Source organism: Arthrobacter sp. PsM3 (assembly GCF_030433895.1).
In the GTDB taxonomy this organism is placed as follows: Bacteria; Actinomycetota; Actinomycetes; order Actinomycetales; family Micrococcaceae; genus Arthrobacter.
This window is the reverse complement of the sequence record NZ_JARUXE010000012.1, coordinates 19,678-35,613: the sequence shown is the minus strand read 5'-3', so window position 1 is coordinate 35,613 and position 15,936 is coordinate 19,678. Positions and strand designations below refer to the sequence as shown.

At 68.7% G+C, this 15,936-nt stretch carries 11 protein-coding genes and 1 riboswitch; of the genes, 8 read left to right on the top strand and 3 right to left on the bottom strand.

From position 1 onward, the window contains the following. Positions 1–65: 65 nt before the first annotated feature. Positions 66–3,674 (top strand): chromosome segregation protein SMC, encoded by a 3,609-nt coding sequence (gene smc / locus QCD75_RS08390; protein ID WP_301227531.1) that lies wholly within the window; start codon positions 66–68, stop codon positions 3,672–3,674. Positions 3,675–3,736: 62 nt separating this feature from the next. Further along, positions 3,737–4,948 (top strand): signal recognition particle-docking protein FtsY, encoded by a 1,212-nt coding sequence (ftsY, locus tag QCD75_RS08385; RefSeq protein WP_301227529.1) that lies wholly within the window; start codon positions 3,737–3,739, stop codon positions 4,946–4,948. 96 nt (positions 4,949–5,044) lie between these two features. Here the strand turns inward: ftsY and QCD75_RS08380 are convergent, their stop codons facing one another. Next, complete coding sequence (locus tag QCD75_RS08380; protein ID WP_301227527.1) at positions 5,045–6,292, bottom strand: MFS transporter; 1,248 nt, start codon at positions 6,290–6,292, stop codon at positions 5,045–5,047. A 248-nt stretch (positions 6,293–6,540) separates the two neighbouring features. Here QCD75_RS08380 and QCD75_RS08375 point away from each other — a divergent pair, with 248 nt between their 5' ends. Both QCD75_RS08375 and QCD75_RS08370 read left to right on the top strand, forming a co-directional pair. Further along, the gene (locus QCD75_RS08375) at positions 6,541–7,905 is read left to right on the top strand and encodes an ammonium transporter (RefSeq protein WP_301227525.1); all 1,365 of its coding nucleotides are present in this window, start codon (positions 6,541–6,543) and stop codon (positions 7,903–7,905) included. Further along, positions 7,902–8,240 carry a P-II family nitrogen regulator gene (locus QCD75_RS08370; protein WP_024366371.1) on the top strand — a complete coding sequence of 113 codons (339 nt, stop codon included), beginning with the start codon at positions 7,902–7,904 and terminating at the stop codon, positions 8,238–8,240. The genes QCD75_RS08375 and QCD75_RS08370 overlap by 4 nt, the downstream gene beginning before the upstream one ends. 90 nt (positions 8,241–8,330) lie before the next feature. On the opposite strand, the gene QCD75_RS08365 is transcribed toward QCD75_RS08370, so the two are convergent. Then, positions 8,331–9,719 carry a glucose-6-phosphate dehydrogenase gene (locus tag QCD75_RS08365; RefSeq protein WP_301227523.1) on the bottom strand — a complete coding sequence of 463 codons (1,389 nt, stop codon included), beginning with the start codon at positions 9,717–9,719 and terminating at the stop codon, positions 8,331–8,333. 152 nt (positions 9,720–9,871) lie between these two features. Between QCD75_RS08365 and ffh the strand changes: the two genes are divergently transcribed. Both ffh and QCD75_RS08355 read left to right on the top strand, forming a co-directional pair. After that, the gene (gene ffh, locus QCD75_RS08360) at positions 9,872–11,458 is read left to right on the top strand and encodes a signal recognition particle protein (RefSeq protein ID WP_301227522.1); all 1,587 of its coding nucleotides are present in this window, start codon (positions 9,872–9,874) and stop codon (positions 11,456–11,458) included. A gap of 58 nt (positions 11,459–11,516) precedes the next feature. After that, positions 11,517–12,266 carry an alpha/beta hydrolase gene (locus QCD75_RS08355; RefSeq protein ID WP_301227520.1) on the top strand — a complete coding sequence of 250 codons (750 nt, stop codon included), beginning with the start codon at positions 11,517–11,519 and terminating at the stop codon, positions 12,264–12,266. Between the two features lie 44 nt (positions 12,267–12,310). Here the strand turns inward: QCD75_RS08355 and thiC are convergent, their stop codons facing one another. Further along, the gene (gene thiC, locus QCD75_RS08350; protein WP_301227518.1) at positions 12,311–14,146 is read right to left on the bottom strand and encodes a phosphomethylpyrimidine synthase ThiC; all 1,836 of its coding nucleotides are present in this window, start codon (positions 14,144–14,146) and stop codon (positions 12,311–12,313) included. Continuing rightward, positions 14,142–14,249, bottom strand: a riboswitch (TPP riboswitch). Its footprint overlaps the gene before it by 5 nt. A 76-nt stretch (positions 14,250–14,325) precedes the next feature. Between thiC and QCD75_RS08345 the strand changes: the two genes are divergently transcribed. Next, positions 14,326–14,820, top strand: a complete 495-nt coding sequence (locus QCD75_RS08345) for a GNAT family N-acetyltransferase (RefSeq protein WP_301227516.1) — start codon at positions 14,326–14,328, stop codon at positions 14,818–14,820. A gap of 3 nt (positions 14,821–14,823) precedes the next feature. Continuing rightward, the gene (locus QCD75_RS08340) at positions 14,824–15,906 is read left to right on the top strand and encodes an amidohydrolase family protein (protein WP_301227514.1); all 1,083 of its coding nucleotides are present in this window, start codon (positions 14,824–14,826) and stop codon (positions 15,904–15,906) included. The last annotated feature ends 30 nt before the right edge of the window (positions 15,907–15,936 follow it).

Here is a 15,936-nt window from a genome sequence, read left to right as displayed (position 1 = left end):
CCGAGTCCGTCCGAATCAGCGCCCAACCTCGTGTCCAGTCCGCCGAGCAGGAGATCCGAAACACCTTGCACCTCAAAACCCTGACCGTCCGGGGATTCAAGTCCTTCGCCTCGGCGACGACCTTCGAATTCGAACGGGGCGTCACCGCCGTGGTCGGCCCCAACGGCTCGGGCAAGTCCAATGTGGTGGACGCCCTGGCCTGGGTGATGGGCGAGCAGGGCGCCAAGACCCTCCGCGGCGGCAAGATGGAGGACGTGATCTTCGCGGGCACATCCGGACGCCCGCCGCTGGGCCGCGCCCATGTCTCACTCACCATCGACAACAGCGACGGCGCCCTGCCGATCGAATACAGCGAAGTCACGATTTCCCGCACACTGTTCCGCACCGGCGGTTCGGAATACGCCATCAACGGCGCCGGCTGCCGGCTCCTGGACATCCAGGAACTCCTCTCCGACTCCGGCCTGGGCCGGGAGATGCACGTGATTGTGGGCCAGGGGCAGCTGGACAAGGTCCTCCACGCCACCCCGGAGGACCGGCGCGGTTTCATCGAAGAGGCCGCCGGCATCCTCAAACACCGGCGCCGCAAGGAAAAAACGGTCCGCAAACTCGAAGCCATGCAGGCCAACCTGGCACGGCTCAGCGACCTCACCGGCGAAATCCGGCGGCAGCTGACCCCGCTCGGCAAGCAGGCCGAAGTGGCCAGGCGTGCCCAGACCGTCCAGTTCGAAGTCCGCGACGCCCGCTCCCGCCTCCTGGCGGACGATCTCGTCCGGCTGCAGACGGCCCTGGCCCGGGACGTAGCGGACGAGAGCGCGCTCAAGGCCCGCCGCGGCGTCGTCGGGCAGGACCTCGAGCTCGGCAGGCAGCGGCAGGCCAGCCTCGAACAGCTCGCCGCCGAAGCCACCCCCAAGCTCACCGCCGCGCGCGAGAACTGGTACCAGCTGACCGCCGGACGCGAACGGCTGCGCTCCCTGGGCTCGCTCGCCGAGGAACGTCGCCGGCTGCTCGGGGCCTCCGACAACGTCCCTGACTCCGGGCGCGACCCCGATCAGCTCGACCGGCAGGCCGCCCGTGTCCGGGAGGACCAAACCGGGCTGGAGCGCCAGATCGTGGACCGCCGCAGCGTCCTGGCCGCCGCCACGGCCGCGAAACAGGACGCCGAACACGCCGCCGCCGCCGAGGACAAGCGCCTCGCGTCCTTGCTCCGCGCCGCCGCGGACCGCCGCGAAGGCCTGGCCAGGCTCGCCGGGCAGGTGGGCGCCGCACGCTCCCGGGTCGAGTCCGCGCAGGCCGAACTCGGCCGGCTCCGCGAATCCCTCAAGGCAGGGGAGGAGCGCCGCAGGCTGGCCCACAGCGAGTTCACCGCCCTCGAAACCCAGGTCGCCGGCGTGGAGGAGGGCGAGGAGACCCTCGACGCCGACTTCGAGGACGCCAGCGCGGCACTGGACGGCATCGCTGCCGAGATCGAGGCGCTGAAGACCGCCGAACGCGACGGCGAACGGGAACGCGGTGCCCTCCTTGCCCGTCGCGACGCCCTCCAGCTCGGCCTGAACCGTAAAGACGGCTCAGGCCACGTCCTCGGTTCAGGAATTCCCGGGGTCCTCGGATCCCTGGCGTCCATGATCACAGTGGAACCAGGTTTCGAAACCGCCGTCGCCGCAGCCCTCGGCGCCGCCTCCGACGCCATCGTGGTGCAGGACAGGGAGGCTGCGGCCGCCGCCGTCCAGCGTCTGAAGGATGACGACGCCGGCCGGGCCGCCCTGCTGCTGGCAGGGGCGGTTGCCACCGAAACCGATGCCCGGCCCGCTTCCGACAGGCAGCTCCCGGCGGGCGCCCGGTGGGCCTCCCGGCTCGTCACGACGTCCGTTTCGGATAGTGATGCCGCCTCCCGGCTGCCGCTGTCCGGCCTGCTGGCGGACATCGCCGTCGTCGAGGGCCTGGACGGTGCGGCGCAGCTGCTTGCCGGCCACCCGGAACTGACCGCGGTGACCCTGGCCGGGGACGTCCTGACCTCGCTGACAGTCAGTGGAGGCTCCGCGAAGGCGCCCTCGCTGATCGAAGTCCAGGCCGCCGTCGACGATGCCTCCGCACGGCTTGCCGAGGTGACCGCGGAACTGGAACGGCAGCGTTTCGCCCTCGCGTCCGCGCAGGCCAGACGGGCCGCGGCGCAGGACCGTGCCGATGCGGCCCTTGAGAAACTCCACGATTCGGACGCCCGGCTGGCGGCCGTCGCCGAACGCCTGGGCCACCTGAATTCCGTATTGCGCAGCGCTGTTGGGGAAAGCGAGCGGCTCGCCGCTTCCCTCGCCAAGGCCGAGGCTGGCATCGTCAGCGAGCAGCAGGCGCTGGAAGCCGTGGCGGCACGGCTCGCCGCCGCGCAGGAAGCGCCGGCCGAGGAGGAGCCCTCCCCGGAACACCGTGACGCCCTCGCCCTGGCTGCCTCGCTGGCCCGCAGCGCCGAAATGGAGGCCCGGCTGGCCCTGCGCAGCGCCGAGGAACAGCTCACAGCCACCCGCAACCGGGCGTCGTCGCTCGAACGCGCCGCCGCCACCGAACGGCGCGCCCGCGAGGAAGCCGCCGAAAGGGCACGCCGCCGCCGGCTTCAGGCCAAACGCGCAGCGGCCGTCTCCGCCGCCGTCGGCCAGGTGATCGGACACATCGACGTGTCCGTGGAACTTGCCGCCCGGGAACGGGACAGGGCCGAGCAACGCAAGGAGCAGATGGACGGCGAGCTCGCCGCGCTGCGCCGCAGCAACGACGCGCTGGCCCGCGAGCTGGCCGAACTAACCGACTCCGTCCACCGTGACGAACTGGCCCGCACCCAGCAGCGCCTCCGGATCGAAGCCCTTGAGCTTCGAAGCATCGAGGAGCTGGGACTGACCGCGGACCAGCTGGTGGCAGATTTCGGCCCGGACCAGCCTGTCCCCGTCGCCGCCACGGCACCGTCGGACAAGTGGGCGGCCCTGCGCGCCCCCGTGGACGAGGAGGGACGCGAGATCGTGGCCGGCAAACCCTTCGTCCGCGAGGAACAGGAGAAACGGCTCAAACGGGCCGAGCGGGACCTGTCGGCGCTGGGCCGGGTCAACCCCCTGGCGCTGGAGGAATTCGCGGCCCTCGAAGAACGCCACCAGTTCCTCAGCACCCAGCTCGAGGACCTGAAATCCAGCCGCAAGGACCTGCTGGACATCATCAAGGAAGTCGACGACCGCGTCCAGAAGGTCTTTGCCGAAGCGTTCGAGGACACCTCGGCGCAGTTCGTCAGGATCTTCGCGCGGCTGTTCCCGGGCGGCGAGGGCCGGCTGGTCCTCACCGACCCCTCGGACATGCTTACCACCGGCATTGAGGTCGAGGCGCGCCCGGCCGGCAAGAAAATCAAGCGGCTCTCGCTGCTCTCGGGCGGGGAACGTTCACTGACCGCCGTCGCCCTGCTCGTGGCGATCTTCAAGGCCCGGCCCTCCCCGTTCTACGTCATGGACGAGGTGGAAGCAGCATTGGACGACACCAACCTGGGCCGGCTCATCACTGTCTTCGAGGAGCTGCGCGAATCCAGCCAGCTGATCATCATCACCCACCAGAAACGCACCATGCAGATCGCGGACGCCCTCTACGGCGTCACGATGCGCGGCGACGGCGTTTCCACCGTCATCAGCCAGCGGCTCGGACCCGAGGTCTGAGGCACGCCCGCCCTCATTTTCACGCTCCGCCCCGGCTTTCCGGTTTGTGAGAAGCTAGGGGAGTGAACGACATCCTCCCCATTCTTCTGCCCATTCTCGCCGCCCTGGTGGTCCTCGGTGCGCTCATCCCGGTCCTGATGAAGACCCGGAAGAACATCACCAACTACCCCGGAAAACGGGACGAGAACGACCCTGTGCAGCCGGGTGCGGGCAGCGGAACCCTGCTCGAGGACCGCCCCGCGCCGGCGCGTGAACGCCCGGCACCGGACTTCGTCGACCGCGAGGGCATGGCAACAGTCGAAGTCCCGGACAACGTCGCCGGCCTGGAAACCGTTCCCGTTGAAACACCGCTGCCGGTAGCCGGCCGCCTTATCCGCCTGCGCGAACGCCTCGTCAAGTCCAACAACATCCTCGGCAAGGGCCTGCTGGCACTGCTCTCGGCAGACAAGATCGACGAAGACGTGTGGGACGAGGTCGAGGAGACCCTCCTGCTCGCCGACCTCGGCACCGAGCCGACCCTGCAGCTGGTGGACGCCCTGCGCGAACGCGTCAAGGTGCTCGGCACCCGCTCCCCGGAGCAGGTCAAGGCCTTGCTGCGCGAGGAACTCATCAAGCTGGTCGACCCGACGATGGACCGCACCCTGCGGGTTGAACGGCACGCGGACAAGCCCGCCGTCGTGCTCGTCGTCGGCGTCAACGGCGTCGGCAAGACCACCACGGTGGGCAAGCTCGCCCGGGTGCTCGTCGCCGAGGACAAGGACGTCCTGCTGGGCGCGGCCGACACCTTCCGCGCCGCCGCCGCCGAGCAGCTGGCCACCTGGGGCCAGCGCGTCGGCGTCGCCACCGTGAAGTCAGACGTCCACGGTGCGGACCCGGCATCGGTCGCCTACGAGGCGGTCAAGGCAGGCATCGACCAGGAAGTCGACGTCGTCATGATCGATACCGCCGGTCGCCTGCAGAACAAGGTGGGCCTGATGGACGAACTCGGCAAGGTCAAGCGTGTCATCGAGAAGCTGGCCGAAGTCGACGAGGTGCTCCTCGTCCTCGACGCCACAACGGGACAAAACGGACTGAACCAGGCCCGGGTTTTCGCCGAAGTCGTGAACATCACCGGCATCGTCCTGACCAAGCTCGACGGAACGGCCAAGGGCGGCATCGTGGTGGCCATCCAGAAGTCGCTCGGCGTCCCGGTCAAGCTGATCGGCCTCGGCGAGGGTGCGGACGACCTCGCCCCGTTCGACGCGGAAAGCTTCGTCGACGCCATCCTGAACTAGCCCACCGCAGCAGTGCTCATCACATTCGAGCCGGTCGGCGACGTCGTGGGGTCCCTTCCGTCGCAGCTGTGGAGCTGTTAACTGTGGACAGGATCTTCAGGCGCCGCGGTGCGCCGGCCGCTGGAACGTCTCCCGCGCCAGCAGCCAGCCCGCGGCGGCCGCGACCAGGACGCCGCCGGTGACGCCGAAGGCCCAGCCGTAACCCAGCCGGTCCGCGAGGAGCCCGGCAAGGACCGGTCCGACGATCGCGCCGCTGTCGGAGGTCATCTGGAAGATGGCGAGCACCCGACCGCCGGAGCGTTCGTTGCCGATTACATCGGCCATGGCTGCCTGCTGGGCCGGACCGAGCAGCCCCGAACCGATGCCGGCGACCGCGGTCGCCGCGAGGAACCAGGGGAGCTCGTGCGTGAAGCCAATGGCTGCCGTCGCGGTCCCGGTGACCAGAAGCCCGGAAATCATCATCGGTTTCCGGCCCAGGCTGTCCGCGAGTTTGCCCGAGAACGTCAGCGCCACGGCGTTGGCGGCGGCGAACATGGCCAGTGCCCAGCCGGCCGATCCCGGACCGGCGTTCAGTGCCACGACCGCGAAGAGCGGCACCGTGGCCATCCGCACGCCGAACGTCGCCCAGCCGTTCGCGAAACTGGAGAACAACCCCGCCCGGTACGCACTGTCCCGCAGCGCTGTCCGCAGTTCCATGGCCGGAGCCGCGCTTCCGTCCGGGCGGGACGCGGCGGGAACATGGCTCAGCTGGGTCTGCACCACGAGGGCTGCCAGGACCAGGGCGGCCGCGTAGACAAGGAAGGGCACGCGCAGGCCGAAGCCGGCCAGCAGCCCGCCCACGACCGGCCCGCATACATTGCCGATCAGGAACGCCGAGGCGTAGGCCCCGGAAACCCGGCCGCGGCTCTCGGGCGGAGCGAGCCGGACCACCAGGGCCATCGACGCCACCGTGAACATCACCGAGCCGGCGCCGCCGAGTCCCCGGAAGATGAGCAGCTGCCAGTAGTCCTGGGCGAAGGCGCAGGCCGCCGTCGACGCCGCGACGATCAGCAGTCCGGCCACATACACCGGCCGTTCGCCGAGCCGCACAATCAGCGCGCCCCCCGTGGGAGCGAACACCAGCCGCATGAACGCGAAGATGCTCACGATCACGGCAGCCGCGGTCGCCCCGACGTCGAAAGTGGTGGCGAACTGGGGGAGGACCGGAGCCACAAGGCCAAAACCGAGGGCGATGAGGAAGGCAGCTACCAACATCACCTTGATGTCCCGGGGCAGCACTGCCCTGCCGTCGGTCCGGATGCCGGCCTGCGGCGGGGAACCCGCGGGGCGGGGGGTCTTACTCATGGTGGTGGCTTCCTGGCGAACGGGCGGGCGGGACAGGCGATGTTGGAACGCTCGAAATATAACCGTAACAAGAACGATTTCAACCATTTACTTCCGGGAGGTTCTTGTAACAACCCGGCAATCTAAATCCTCCGTCGGCGAAACACGCCTTCGACAAAATCTTCTTAGAACGCAAACAGCGTTGAGGCACGCGGAGAACTCCGCAGGAACAACTTCTAGATCGCATCCAAGCAAGGAGGACGTGCACCATGGAACTTACCGCAGGTCACGTATGGCTGATGGTGGCAGCGGCACTCGTGCTGTTCATGACACCAGGACTGGCATTTTTCTACGGCGGCATGACGCGCGCCAAGGCCGCACTGAACATGATGATGATGAGTTTCATCTCCATCGGCATGGTCGGTGTGGTCTGGGTGCTCTGGGGCGCCTCGATGAGCTCCGGCGAGGGGTTCCTGCAGATGGTGGGAAACCCCTTCGCCGCCTTCGGGCTGGAGGGCATCAACACTCCTGACGGACTCATCAAGGTCGGCTACGCAGCCACCTTCGCCATTATCACCGTCGCACTGATCAGCGGCGCGATCGCCGACCGCGCCAAATTCGGCGCCTGGTCCCTTTTCGTCCCGGTCTGGGTGACCCTGGTGTACTGCCCGCTGGCCTACATGATCTGGGGCGGCGGCCTCTTCGGCCCGGAAGGCGCTATCGGCAAGGCCCTCGGTCCCGCGATTGACTTCGCCGGCGGTACGGTCGTCCACATCAACGCCGGTGTCGCCGCGCTGATCCTCGTGCTGATCATCGGCAACCGGAAGGGCTTCGGCAAGGACCCCAACCACCGCCCGCACAACATTCCCTTCGTGATGCTCGGTGCCGCGATCCTGTGGTTCGGCTGGTTCGGCTTCAACGGCGGCGCCGCGACCACCGCGGAACAGGGCGGCCTGATCTGGATCAACACCCTCGCAGCGCCCGCCGCGGCGATGCTCGGCTGGCTCGTCACGGAACGTATCCGCGACGGCCACCCGACCTCGCTCGGTGCAGCCTCCGGCGTGGTTGCCGGCCTCGTGGCCATCACCCCGGCCTGCGCCAACGTCAGCCCGGTCGGCGCACTTGGCCTGGGTCTCATCGCCGGTATCGCTTCCGCACTCGCCGTCGGCCTCAAGTTCCGCTGGGGCTTTGACGATTCGCTCGACGTCGTCGGTGTCCACCTCGTCTCGGGCATCATCGGCACCGTGTCTCTGGGCTTCATCGCCCTCCCCGTTGAGGGTGTTGGCGGCGGCCTGTTCTACGGTGGCGGCGTCACCCAGCTTGTGGCCCAGCTCGCCGTGGCCGGAATGGCCATCGCCTACTCCGCAATCATGACCACGATCATCGCGCTGGCCATCCACAAGACCATGGGCTTCCGGGTTTCGCAGGAGCAGGAAGTGGTGGGCGTGGACCTCAGCCTGCACGCCGAAACCGCCTACGAATTCGGCGTCGGGGGCCACGGCGGAAGCTTCACCCCGCTGCACGAACTCATCACGGGCAAGGCCCAGGCCGTGGCTCCGGCCCCCGCACCGGTGGACGTGGCGTCCAACGGCAAGAAGACCGCAGCAGCAGGCAAGGAGAGTGTGGAGGCATGAAACTGATCACAGCAATCGTCCGGCCGGAAAAGCTCGACACCATCCGCGAGGGCCTCGAAGCCTACGGCGTGCAGGGCCTCACGGTCAGCGCAGCCAGCGGCTACGGCAGGCAGCGGGGCTACACCGAGGTGTACCGCGGCGCCGAGTACAACGTGGACCTGCTCCCCAAGATCCGGGTAGAGGTCCTGGCCACCGATGAACAGGCGGACGACATCCTGGATGTCATCATCGCCAGTTCGAACACCGGCCGGGCCGGCGACGGCAAGGTCTGGACGATGGATGTGTTCGAGGCGGTGCGGGTCCGCACCGGCGAACGCGGATCAGCCGCCATCTAAGCAGCTTCAAACACCAAGGCGGGCCGGGTACCTGAAAGGGTTCCCGGCCCGCCTTGGTGTCGTCTGCGGACCACCCGCCGGAAGCGCCGGTCAGCGCGGCCAGCCGTCCGGCCCGGCGCTTCCGGCGGCGTACTCCTCCAGCGGCGCGCTGTCCCGGGCCCAGGCCTTGAGGACGGGCTCCAGGATCCGCCAGCAGTCTTCCGCAGTATCGGCGCGGACCGAGAGAAGGGGATCGCCGGTCAGGACGCCCTCGAGGACCTCCCCGTACGGCAGCAGTTCGGAGGCGCTGAGCTCGGCCTTCAAGGTCGCGCGGTCCAGGCTCAGGACCTCGCCGGGGCCGTTCACGTCAACGTCGAACTGCAGGGTGTCCGGTCCGAAGCCGATCCGGAGCTGGTTGGGGAAGTCCACCCCGGTAAAGCCCCTCGGCAGGTGCGGTACCGGCCGGAAGGTCACCACGGCTTCCTTGCGTTTGGTGCCCAGGGCCTTGCCGGAACGCAGGATGAACGGCACGCCCTGCCAGCGCCAGTTGTTGATCTCCACTTCGACCTCGGCCAGCGTCTCGGTGCCGCGGGCCGCGTCGACGCCTTCCTCCTTGGCGTAGTCCGGAACCTTGCGGCCGCCGATGGATCCCGCGGTGTACCGGGCGCGGCGCGTGCTCTTGGCGTAGGGCGCCTTGATGCTGCTGGCCCGCAGCACCGTGGCCACGGCGTCGCGGAGGTCCCGTTCGTCCACCGAGGCGGGCGGCTCGATCGCCATCAGGGCCATGATCTGCAACAGGTGGCTCTGGATCATGTCACGCAGGGCTCCGGCGCCGTCGTAATAGCGGGCCCGCCCCTCCAGCGCGAGGTCCTCGTCGAAGACGATCTCGACCTTTTCGATATGGTTCCGGTTCCACACCGGCTCCAGGAAGGTGTTGGCGAAGCGCAGGCCAAGGATGTTCAGCACCGTCGCCTTGCCCAGGAAGTGGTCCACCCGGTGGATATGGTCCTCCGGGACCAGGGCGGCCAGGGTGTGGTTGAGGTGCCGGGCGGACTCCTCGCTGGAACCAAAGGGTTTCTCCATGACCAGCCGGGTCCCGGCGGGCACCTGGCCGGGAGCCAGCGCCTCGCAGGCCAGCTGGCTGACGCGCGGCGGCAGGGCGAAATACACGGCCACCGGCCCCTCCAGCTCCGCCAGCAGTCCGGCCAGCTGCCCCTCGGCCGTGACGTCGAGCCGGTGGTAGCTGGTGGTTTCGCGGATCCGTTTCAGTTCCCGCCGGCCATAGGCTTCGGCCTGGGAGTTGGCGTCGGCGAAGGACTCCTCAACGCGTTCCAGCCATTGATCCGGGGTCCAGTCGTCCGACCCGGCGCCCACCAGGGTCAGTCCGGCGGCGCGTCCCCGGGACACGAGCCGGGCAAGGCCCGGCAGCAGGAGCCGTCCGGTGAGGTCGCCCGAGGCGCCAAGGATGAGCAGGGTTTTCACAGTTGTTTGGCTGGTCACCTAAGTCAGCATGCCATCTTGAAGGCGCGTCTTGGTACCCTAGATAGTCGAGTCCCGTTGTCGAGACGGTTCGTTCAGGCGAACATCAGTCGCGACGCTGGCGTGCCGGACCGGCCGCCATCCGCAGATCCACTGAAAGAAGTGCACGGCGCGTGTTCAATTCACTCTCTGACCGGTTGACAGCAACCTTCAAGAATCTCCGTGGCAAGGGCCGCCTGACCGAGGCGGATGTTGATGCCACGGTCCGCGAAATCCGGCGTGCCCTCCTGGACGCCGATGTCGCCGTGTCCGTCGTCCGCGAATTCACCGGACGCGTGCGCGAGCGTGCCCTCGGCGCCGAGGTCGCCGCCGCACTGAACCCGGGCCAGCAGATCGTGAAAATCGTCAACGAGGAGCTCGTGGAGATCCTCGGCGGCGAGACCCGCCGGATCCGGCTGGCCAAGACCGGGCCCACCATCATCATGCTCGCCGGCCTCCAGGGCGCCGGCAAAACGACCCTGGCGGGCAAGCTCTCCAAGTACCTCAAGGCGCAGGGCCACAGCCCCATGCTGGTGGCCTGCGACCTGCAGCGACCCAATGCCGTGACCCAGCTCCAGGTCGTCGGCCAGCGCGCCGGCGTACCCGTCTTCGCCCCGCACCCGGGCGCCACCTCCACCGAACTGGACCACCCGGCCGGCGACCCGGTCGCGGTCGCCCGCGCCGGCGTCGAGGAAGCCCGCCGCACCCTGCACGACGTCGTGATCGTTGACACCGCCGGCCGGACCGGCGTGGACGCCGAGATGATGGAACAGGCGCGCCAGATCCGCCGCGCCATCGTTCCGAACGAAGTGCTGTTCGTGGTGGACGCCATGATCGGCCAGGACGCTGTCAACACGGCCATGGCCTTCGACGAAGGCGTCAACTTCACCGGCATCGTGCTCTCCAAGCTCGACGGCGACGCCCGCGGCGGTGCCGCGCTCTCCGTCTCGTCCGTCACCGGCAAACCCGTGATGTTCGCGTCCACCGGCGAAGGCCTGGACGACTTCGAGCTCTTCCACCCGGACCGCATGGCCTCACGCATCCTCGACCTCGGTGACGTGCTCACCCTGATCGAGCAGGCGGAGAAGTCCTGGGACAAGGACGAGGCTGCCCGGATGGCGAAGAAATTCGCCGACCAGGAAGACTTCACCCTGGAGGACTTCCTCTCCCAGATGCAGCAGATCCGCAACATGGGTTCCATGAAGAAGATGCTCATGATGATGCCCGGAGCGCAGAACATCCGGCAGCAGCTCGAGCAGTTCGACGAGCGTGAAATTGACCGCGTCGAGGCGATCGTGCGCTCCATGACCCCGCATGAACGCGTCGCCCCCAAAATCATCAACGGTTCCCGCCGGGCCAGGATTGCCCGCGGCTCCGGTGTGCATGTCTCCGAGGTCAACGGCCTGCTGGAACGTTTTGCCCAGGCCCAAAAGATGATGAAGAAGATGGCTGCCGGCGGAGGCATGCCCGGGATGCCGGGAATGCCGGGCATGGGCGGCGGAGGGGCCCGCAAGGGCGCCAAGAGCGCACCCAAGAAGAAGGCCCGCTCCGGCAACCCGGCCAAGGCGGCACAGGAGCTCAAGGATGCCCAGGCCCGCCGGGCCGAAGGCGCCAAGGCCCTTCCGACCGGTGCCGCGTTCGGGCAGCAGGGCGGCGACTTCGATCCGTCCCAGCTGAACCTGCCCAAGGGCTTCGACAAGTTCCTCGGCGGCGGCAAATAGGGCCCTTCGGCCGAAATGTCGGCGGCCCGTTGCCGGGCCGGTGTCATAGGGTTAGACCATGTACAAGCAGCGCGTAGTATTCGTCCACGGGGCCGGCAGCTTCGGCGCTGCCGCGTGGCCGAAACAGCACGGAATGGCGCTGAACTACGACGCGCTGTTCCTGCGCCGCCACGGTTATGACCCCGTCGCCGAGCCGCTGGAGACGGACTTCGCTGCCGACGCCGCCATTGTCCTCCGCGCCCTGTCCGACGACGGCCGCAGCCGGGCCGGCGGCCACGTCGTGGCCCATTCGCAGGGGGCCATCTCCGCGATGATGGCCGCCGTCGAACGCCCGGACCTGGTGCACTCCCTGACCCTCGTGGAACCGGCCTGCCTTTCGCTCACCGCGGACCAGCCGGCCACAGCCGCGCACCGCGCCTTGATGCAGCCGCTCTTCGAAGTCCGCCACCACCTGAGCGATGAGGATTTCCACCGCGAATTCGTGCGCCGGGTGTTCGCGGCCCATACCCCGGCACAAGCGACCCTGGGTGCGCCCAGTCCGGAGGACCAGCGGGAGGCGCGCCGCCTGCGGCTGCAGGCTCCGCCCTGGGAAGCCCCGCTGCAGATCGTTCCCGGCGTCCCGACGCTGGTCCTGACCGGCGGCTGGGAGCCGTTGTATGAGGAGATCGCAGGCTACCTGCGTGAGACCGGCGCCCTGCACCGCACCGCGGCGGGCGGGCACCGGCCCCAGGATTCAGCAGAGGGCAACCGGCTCATCCGGGCGTTCATCGCCGACGTCGGTCGGCAGCAGCACGCCCACGCCTCCTAAACGGGTGCGGGGCCGCCCTGCTCCGCCCGGTGCGGTCCGCCCTCTTAGCTGGGTGCGGGGCCGCCCAGGGCAGGTTCCGGCAGGTAAACCTTGCCGCCCGAGGCCAGGAACTCGGTGCTCTTCGCCCGCATCCCGGCTGCCAATGCCGCCAGCGCGGCCTGCGAGTCCGCGGACCCGTACTCATCGCGGATGTCCTGGCTGATCCGCATGGAGCAGAACTTGGGACCACACATCGAGCAGAAATGGGCCGTCTTGGCCGGCTCCGCGGGCAGCGTCTCGTCGTGGAACGCCTCGGCCGTCACAGGGTCCAGGGACAGCGCGAACTGGTCCCGCCAGCGGAATTCAAACCGTGCCTTGGACAAGGCGTCGTCGCGTTCGTGCGCCCCGGGATGGCCCTTGGCGAGATCAGCGGCATGGGCTGCGATTTTGTAGGTGATGACGCCGGTCTTCACGTCGTCCTTGTTGGGCAGGCCGAGGTGTTCCTTGGGGGTGACGTAGCACAGCATGGCGGTGCCGTAGCGGGCGATCTCGGTGGCGCCGATCGCGGAGGTGATGTGGTCATAGCCCGGGGCAATATCGGTCACCAGCGGCCCGAGCGTGTAGAACGGGGCGCCCTTGCAGAGTTCCTGCTGGCGCTCCACATTTTCCCGGACGAGGTGGAACGGCACATGGCCCGGGCCCTCCACCATGACCTGCACATCGAACTCCCAGGCCCGCTGGGTGAGCTCGGCCAGGGTGTCCAGTTCGGCGAACTGCGCCGCGTCGTTGGCGTCTGCGGTCGCACCGGGCCGCAGGCCGTCACCGAGCGAGAACGCGACGTCGTAGCGGGCGAAGATTTCGCAGAGCTCGTCGAAGTGGGTATAGAGGAAGTTCTCCTGGTGGTGGGCCAGGCACCAGCCGGCCATGATCGCGCCCCCGCGGGACACGATGCCGGTGACCCGGTCCGCGGTCAGCGGCACGTAGCGCAGCAGCACCCCGGCGTGGATGGTCATGTAGTCGACCCCCTGCTCGCACTGTTCAATCACGGTGTCCCGGAAGATCTCCCAGGTCAGGGCGTTCGCCTCGCCGTTGACCTTCTCCAGCGCCTGGTAGATGGGGACGGTGCCGATGGGGACAGGGGAGTTGCGGAGGATCCATTCGCGCGTGGTGTGGATGTCGTCCCCGGTGGAGAGGTCCATCACCGTGTCCGCACCCCATTGCGTGGCCCACTGGAGTTTGTCGACCTCCTCGGCGATGGAGCTGGTCACCGCGGAGTTGCCGATGTTGGCGTTGATTTTCACCAGGAACGCCTTGCCGATGATCATCGGCTCGGATTCGGGGTGGTTGACGTTGCTGGGGATAATGGCACGGCCCGCCGCGACCTCGCTGCGCACGAGCTCCACATCGCAGTTTTCCCGCAGCGCCACGAACCGCATCTCCTGGGTGATGACCCCGTCCCGTGCGTAGCGCATCTGCGTGACCGTCCGGCCGTCGACCGCGCGCCGCGGCACCGGCCGGTCGCCCCTCCACTCCGCGGACGCCGCGCCCCGGCGCACGGCGGACTTGCCGTCGTCGAGCAGCGCCCGGGCCCGGCCGGCGTAGGTTTCAGTGTCCTTCCGGGCGGCAATCCAGGGCGCCCGGAAGGGCTCCAGCCCGCGGACCGGATCGCTGCCGGGCCCGGCAGTGCGGTACACCCGGAACGGGGCGTTCCGGGTACCGTCGGGGGAGCCCGCCAGTGCGATTTCGGTCACCGGGACGCGGATGCCGTGTTCCGGATCCCGGGCAAACGCCAGGGAATGGGACTCCAGCGACCGCGTGCGGCCGGGGGGCTCAATCTGGCCCGTCAGCTGGCCGGCTGACTGGTTTTGGACAGGGCTGTGCTGCGTCAATGGTGTGTTCACGGAAATACTCACTTCCTTCGCCGGCATTACCCGGACAGGTTCAACGGTCGCAGGCTGCGTCAGCCCGATCTCAGCCCCTGCAAGGGCACCCGTGTGGTCGTAGATGAAGCTACCACGTCCCGCCCGGGCGGCTGTCGAGTGTGACGGCGGCCGTCACGGCCCGGTGTTACCGTGGCATCGTGACGCCGTCCAGGGCCGGGCCCCGCATCAGGGAGGCGGCGCCGGAAGACCTCGCGGCCCTGCCGGCTGTTGAAGCGGCGGCTGACCGCCTCCTCGAAGCCGAGCTGGGACACCGGGTGCTCCCGGAGTTGCCGGCAACGGGTGTTCCGCTCTTTATCCTGGTCGCCGGAAACCCGCCCGTGGGGTTTGCCCGCGTCGATGAGGTCGGCGGCCAGCCCCACCTGGAACAACTCTCCGTGCATCCCGACGCTGCCGGGCGCGGGCTTGGACGGTCGCTGGTGGAGGCCGCCATCGGCGCGGCCCGGGACCGCGGCTATCAATCGATGACGCTTCGCACCTTCGCGGGGATTCCGTTCAATGCGCCGTTTTACGCGAGCTGCGGCTTCGAGGAACCCGCCGAGCCCGGGCCCGCGCTGGCCGCCGTTAGGTCCCACGAAGCGGAGCTGGGGCTGGATGCGCTGGGCCGGCGGCTCGCGATGCGGATTAGGCTTTAAGCCATGACCAGCATCATCGAGTTCACCGGCACCGTCCTCACCGGACCCGACAGGGAGCACCACGGATTGTGGTCCGTCGGCGGGGTCCTGACCTTCCAGCGGCCCGCCGCCGCCCCGGACCAGGTCCTGGACGGCTGGGTCATCCCCGGACTGGTCGACGCGCACTGCCACATCGGGCTTGGCCCCGGCGGGGACGTCCCGGAGGAGCTGGCGGAAGAACAAGCCATGACCGACCGCGACGCCGGAACCCTCCTTGTCCGCGATGCCGGTGCCGTCCACGACACCCGCTGGATCCAGCACCGCGCGGACCTGCCCCGCATCATCCGCTCGGGCCGGCATATCGCCCGGACCCGGCGGTACCTCCGCGGTTTCGCCGTCGAGGTGGAGCCGGAGAATCTGGTGGAGGCCGTGCGCAAGCAGGCGCGGGCCGGTGACGGCTGGGTCAAACTCGTGGGGGACTGGATCGACCGCGACGCCGGCGACCTCGCCGCGAGCTTCCCCGCCGGGGTGCTGAAACATGCCATCGAGGCCGCCCACGACGAAGGTGCCCGGGTCACCGCGCACTGCTTCGCCGAAGACACCCTGGACGACATGCTCGACGCCGGCATCGACTGCATCGAGCACGCGACCGGCCTGCGCCCGCGGCATCTGGCGCGTTTCGTCGAACAGGGTGTTCCGATCGTCCCCACGCTCATCAACATCGCCACGTTCCCCGGCATCGCCGCGCAGGCGGAAGCGAAGTTCCCCCGCTACGCGGCGCACATGCGCTCCCTCTGGGAGGGCCGGGCGGAACGTGTCCTGGCGGCCTTCGAAGCCGGAGTCACCATCTACGCCGGGACGGACGCCGGCAGCGTCATCAGGCACGGGCGCATCGTCGACGAACTCCAGGCGCTGCACGCCGCCGGGCTCCCTGCGACGGCAGCCCTCGATGCCGGCTCCTGGGCTGCCCGGGCCTGGTTGGGGGCGGGCGGCATCACCGACGGTGCCAGCGCCGACGTGCTGGTCTGCGCAGAGGATCCGCGCCGCAACCTGGCCACCCTGCGGGAGCTGCGGAACATCGTGCTGCGCGGGGAACTGGTCCGGTAGGGCCACTCCGGCTTCATGAGGAATAAATTG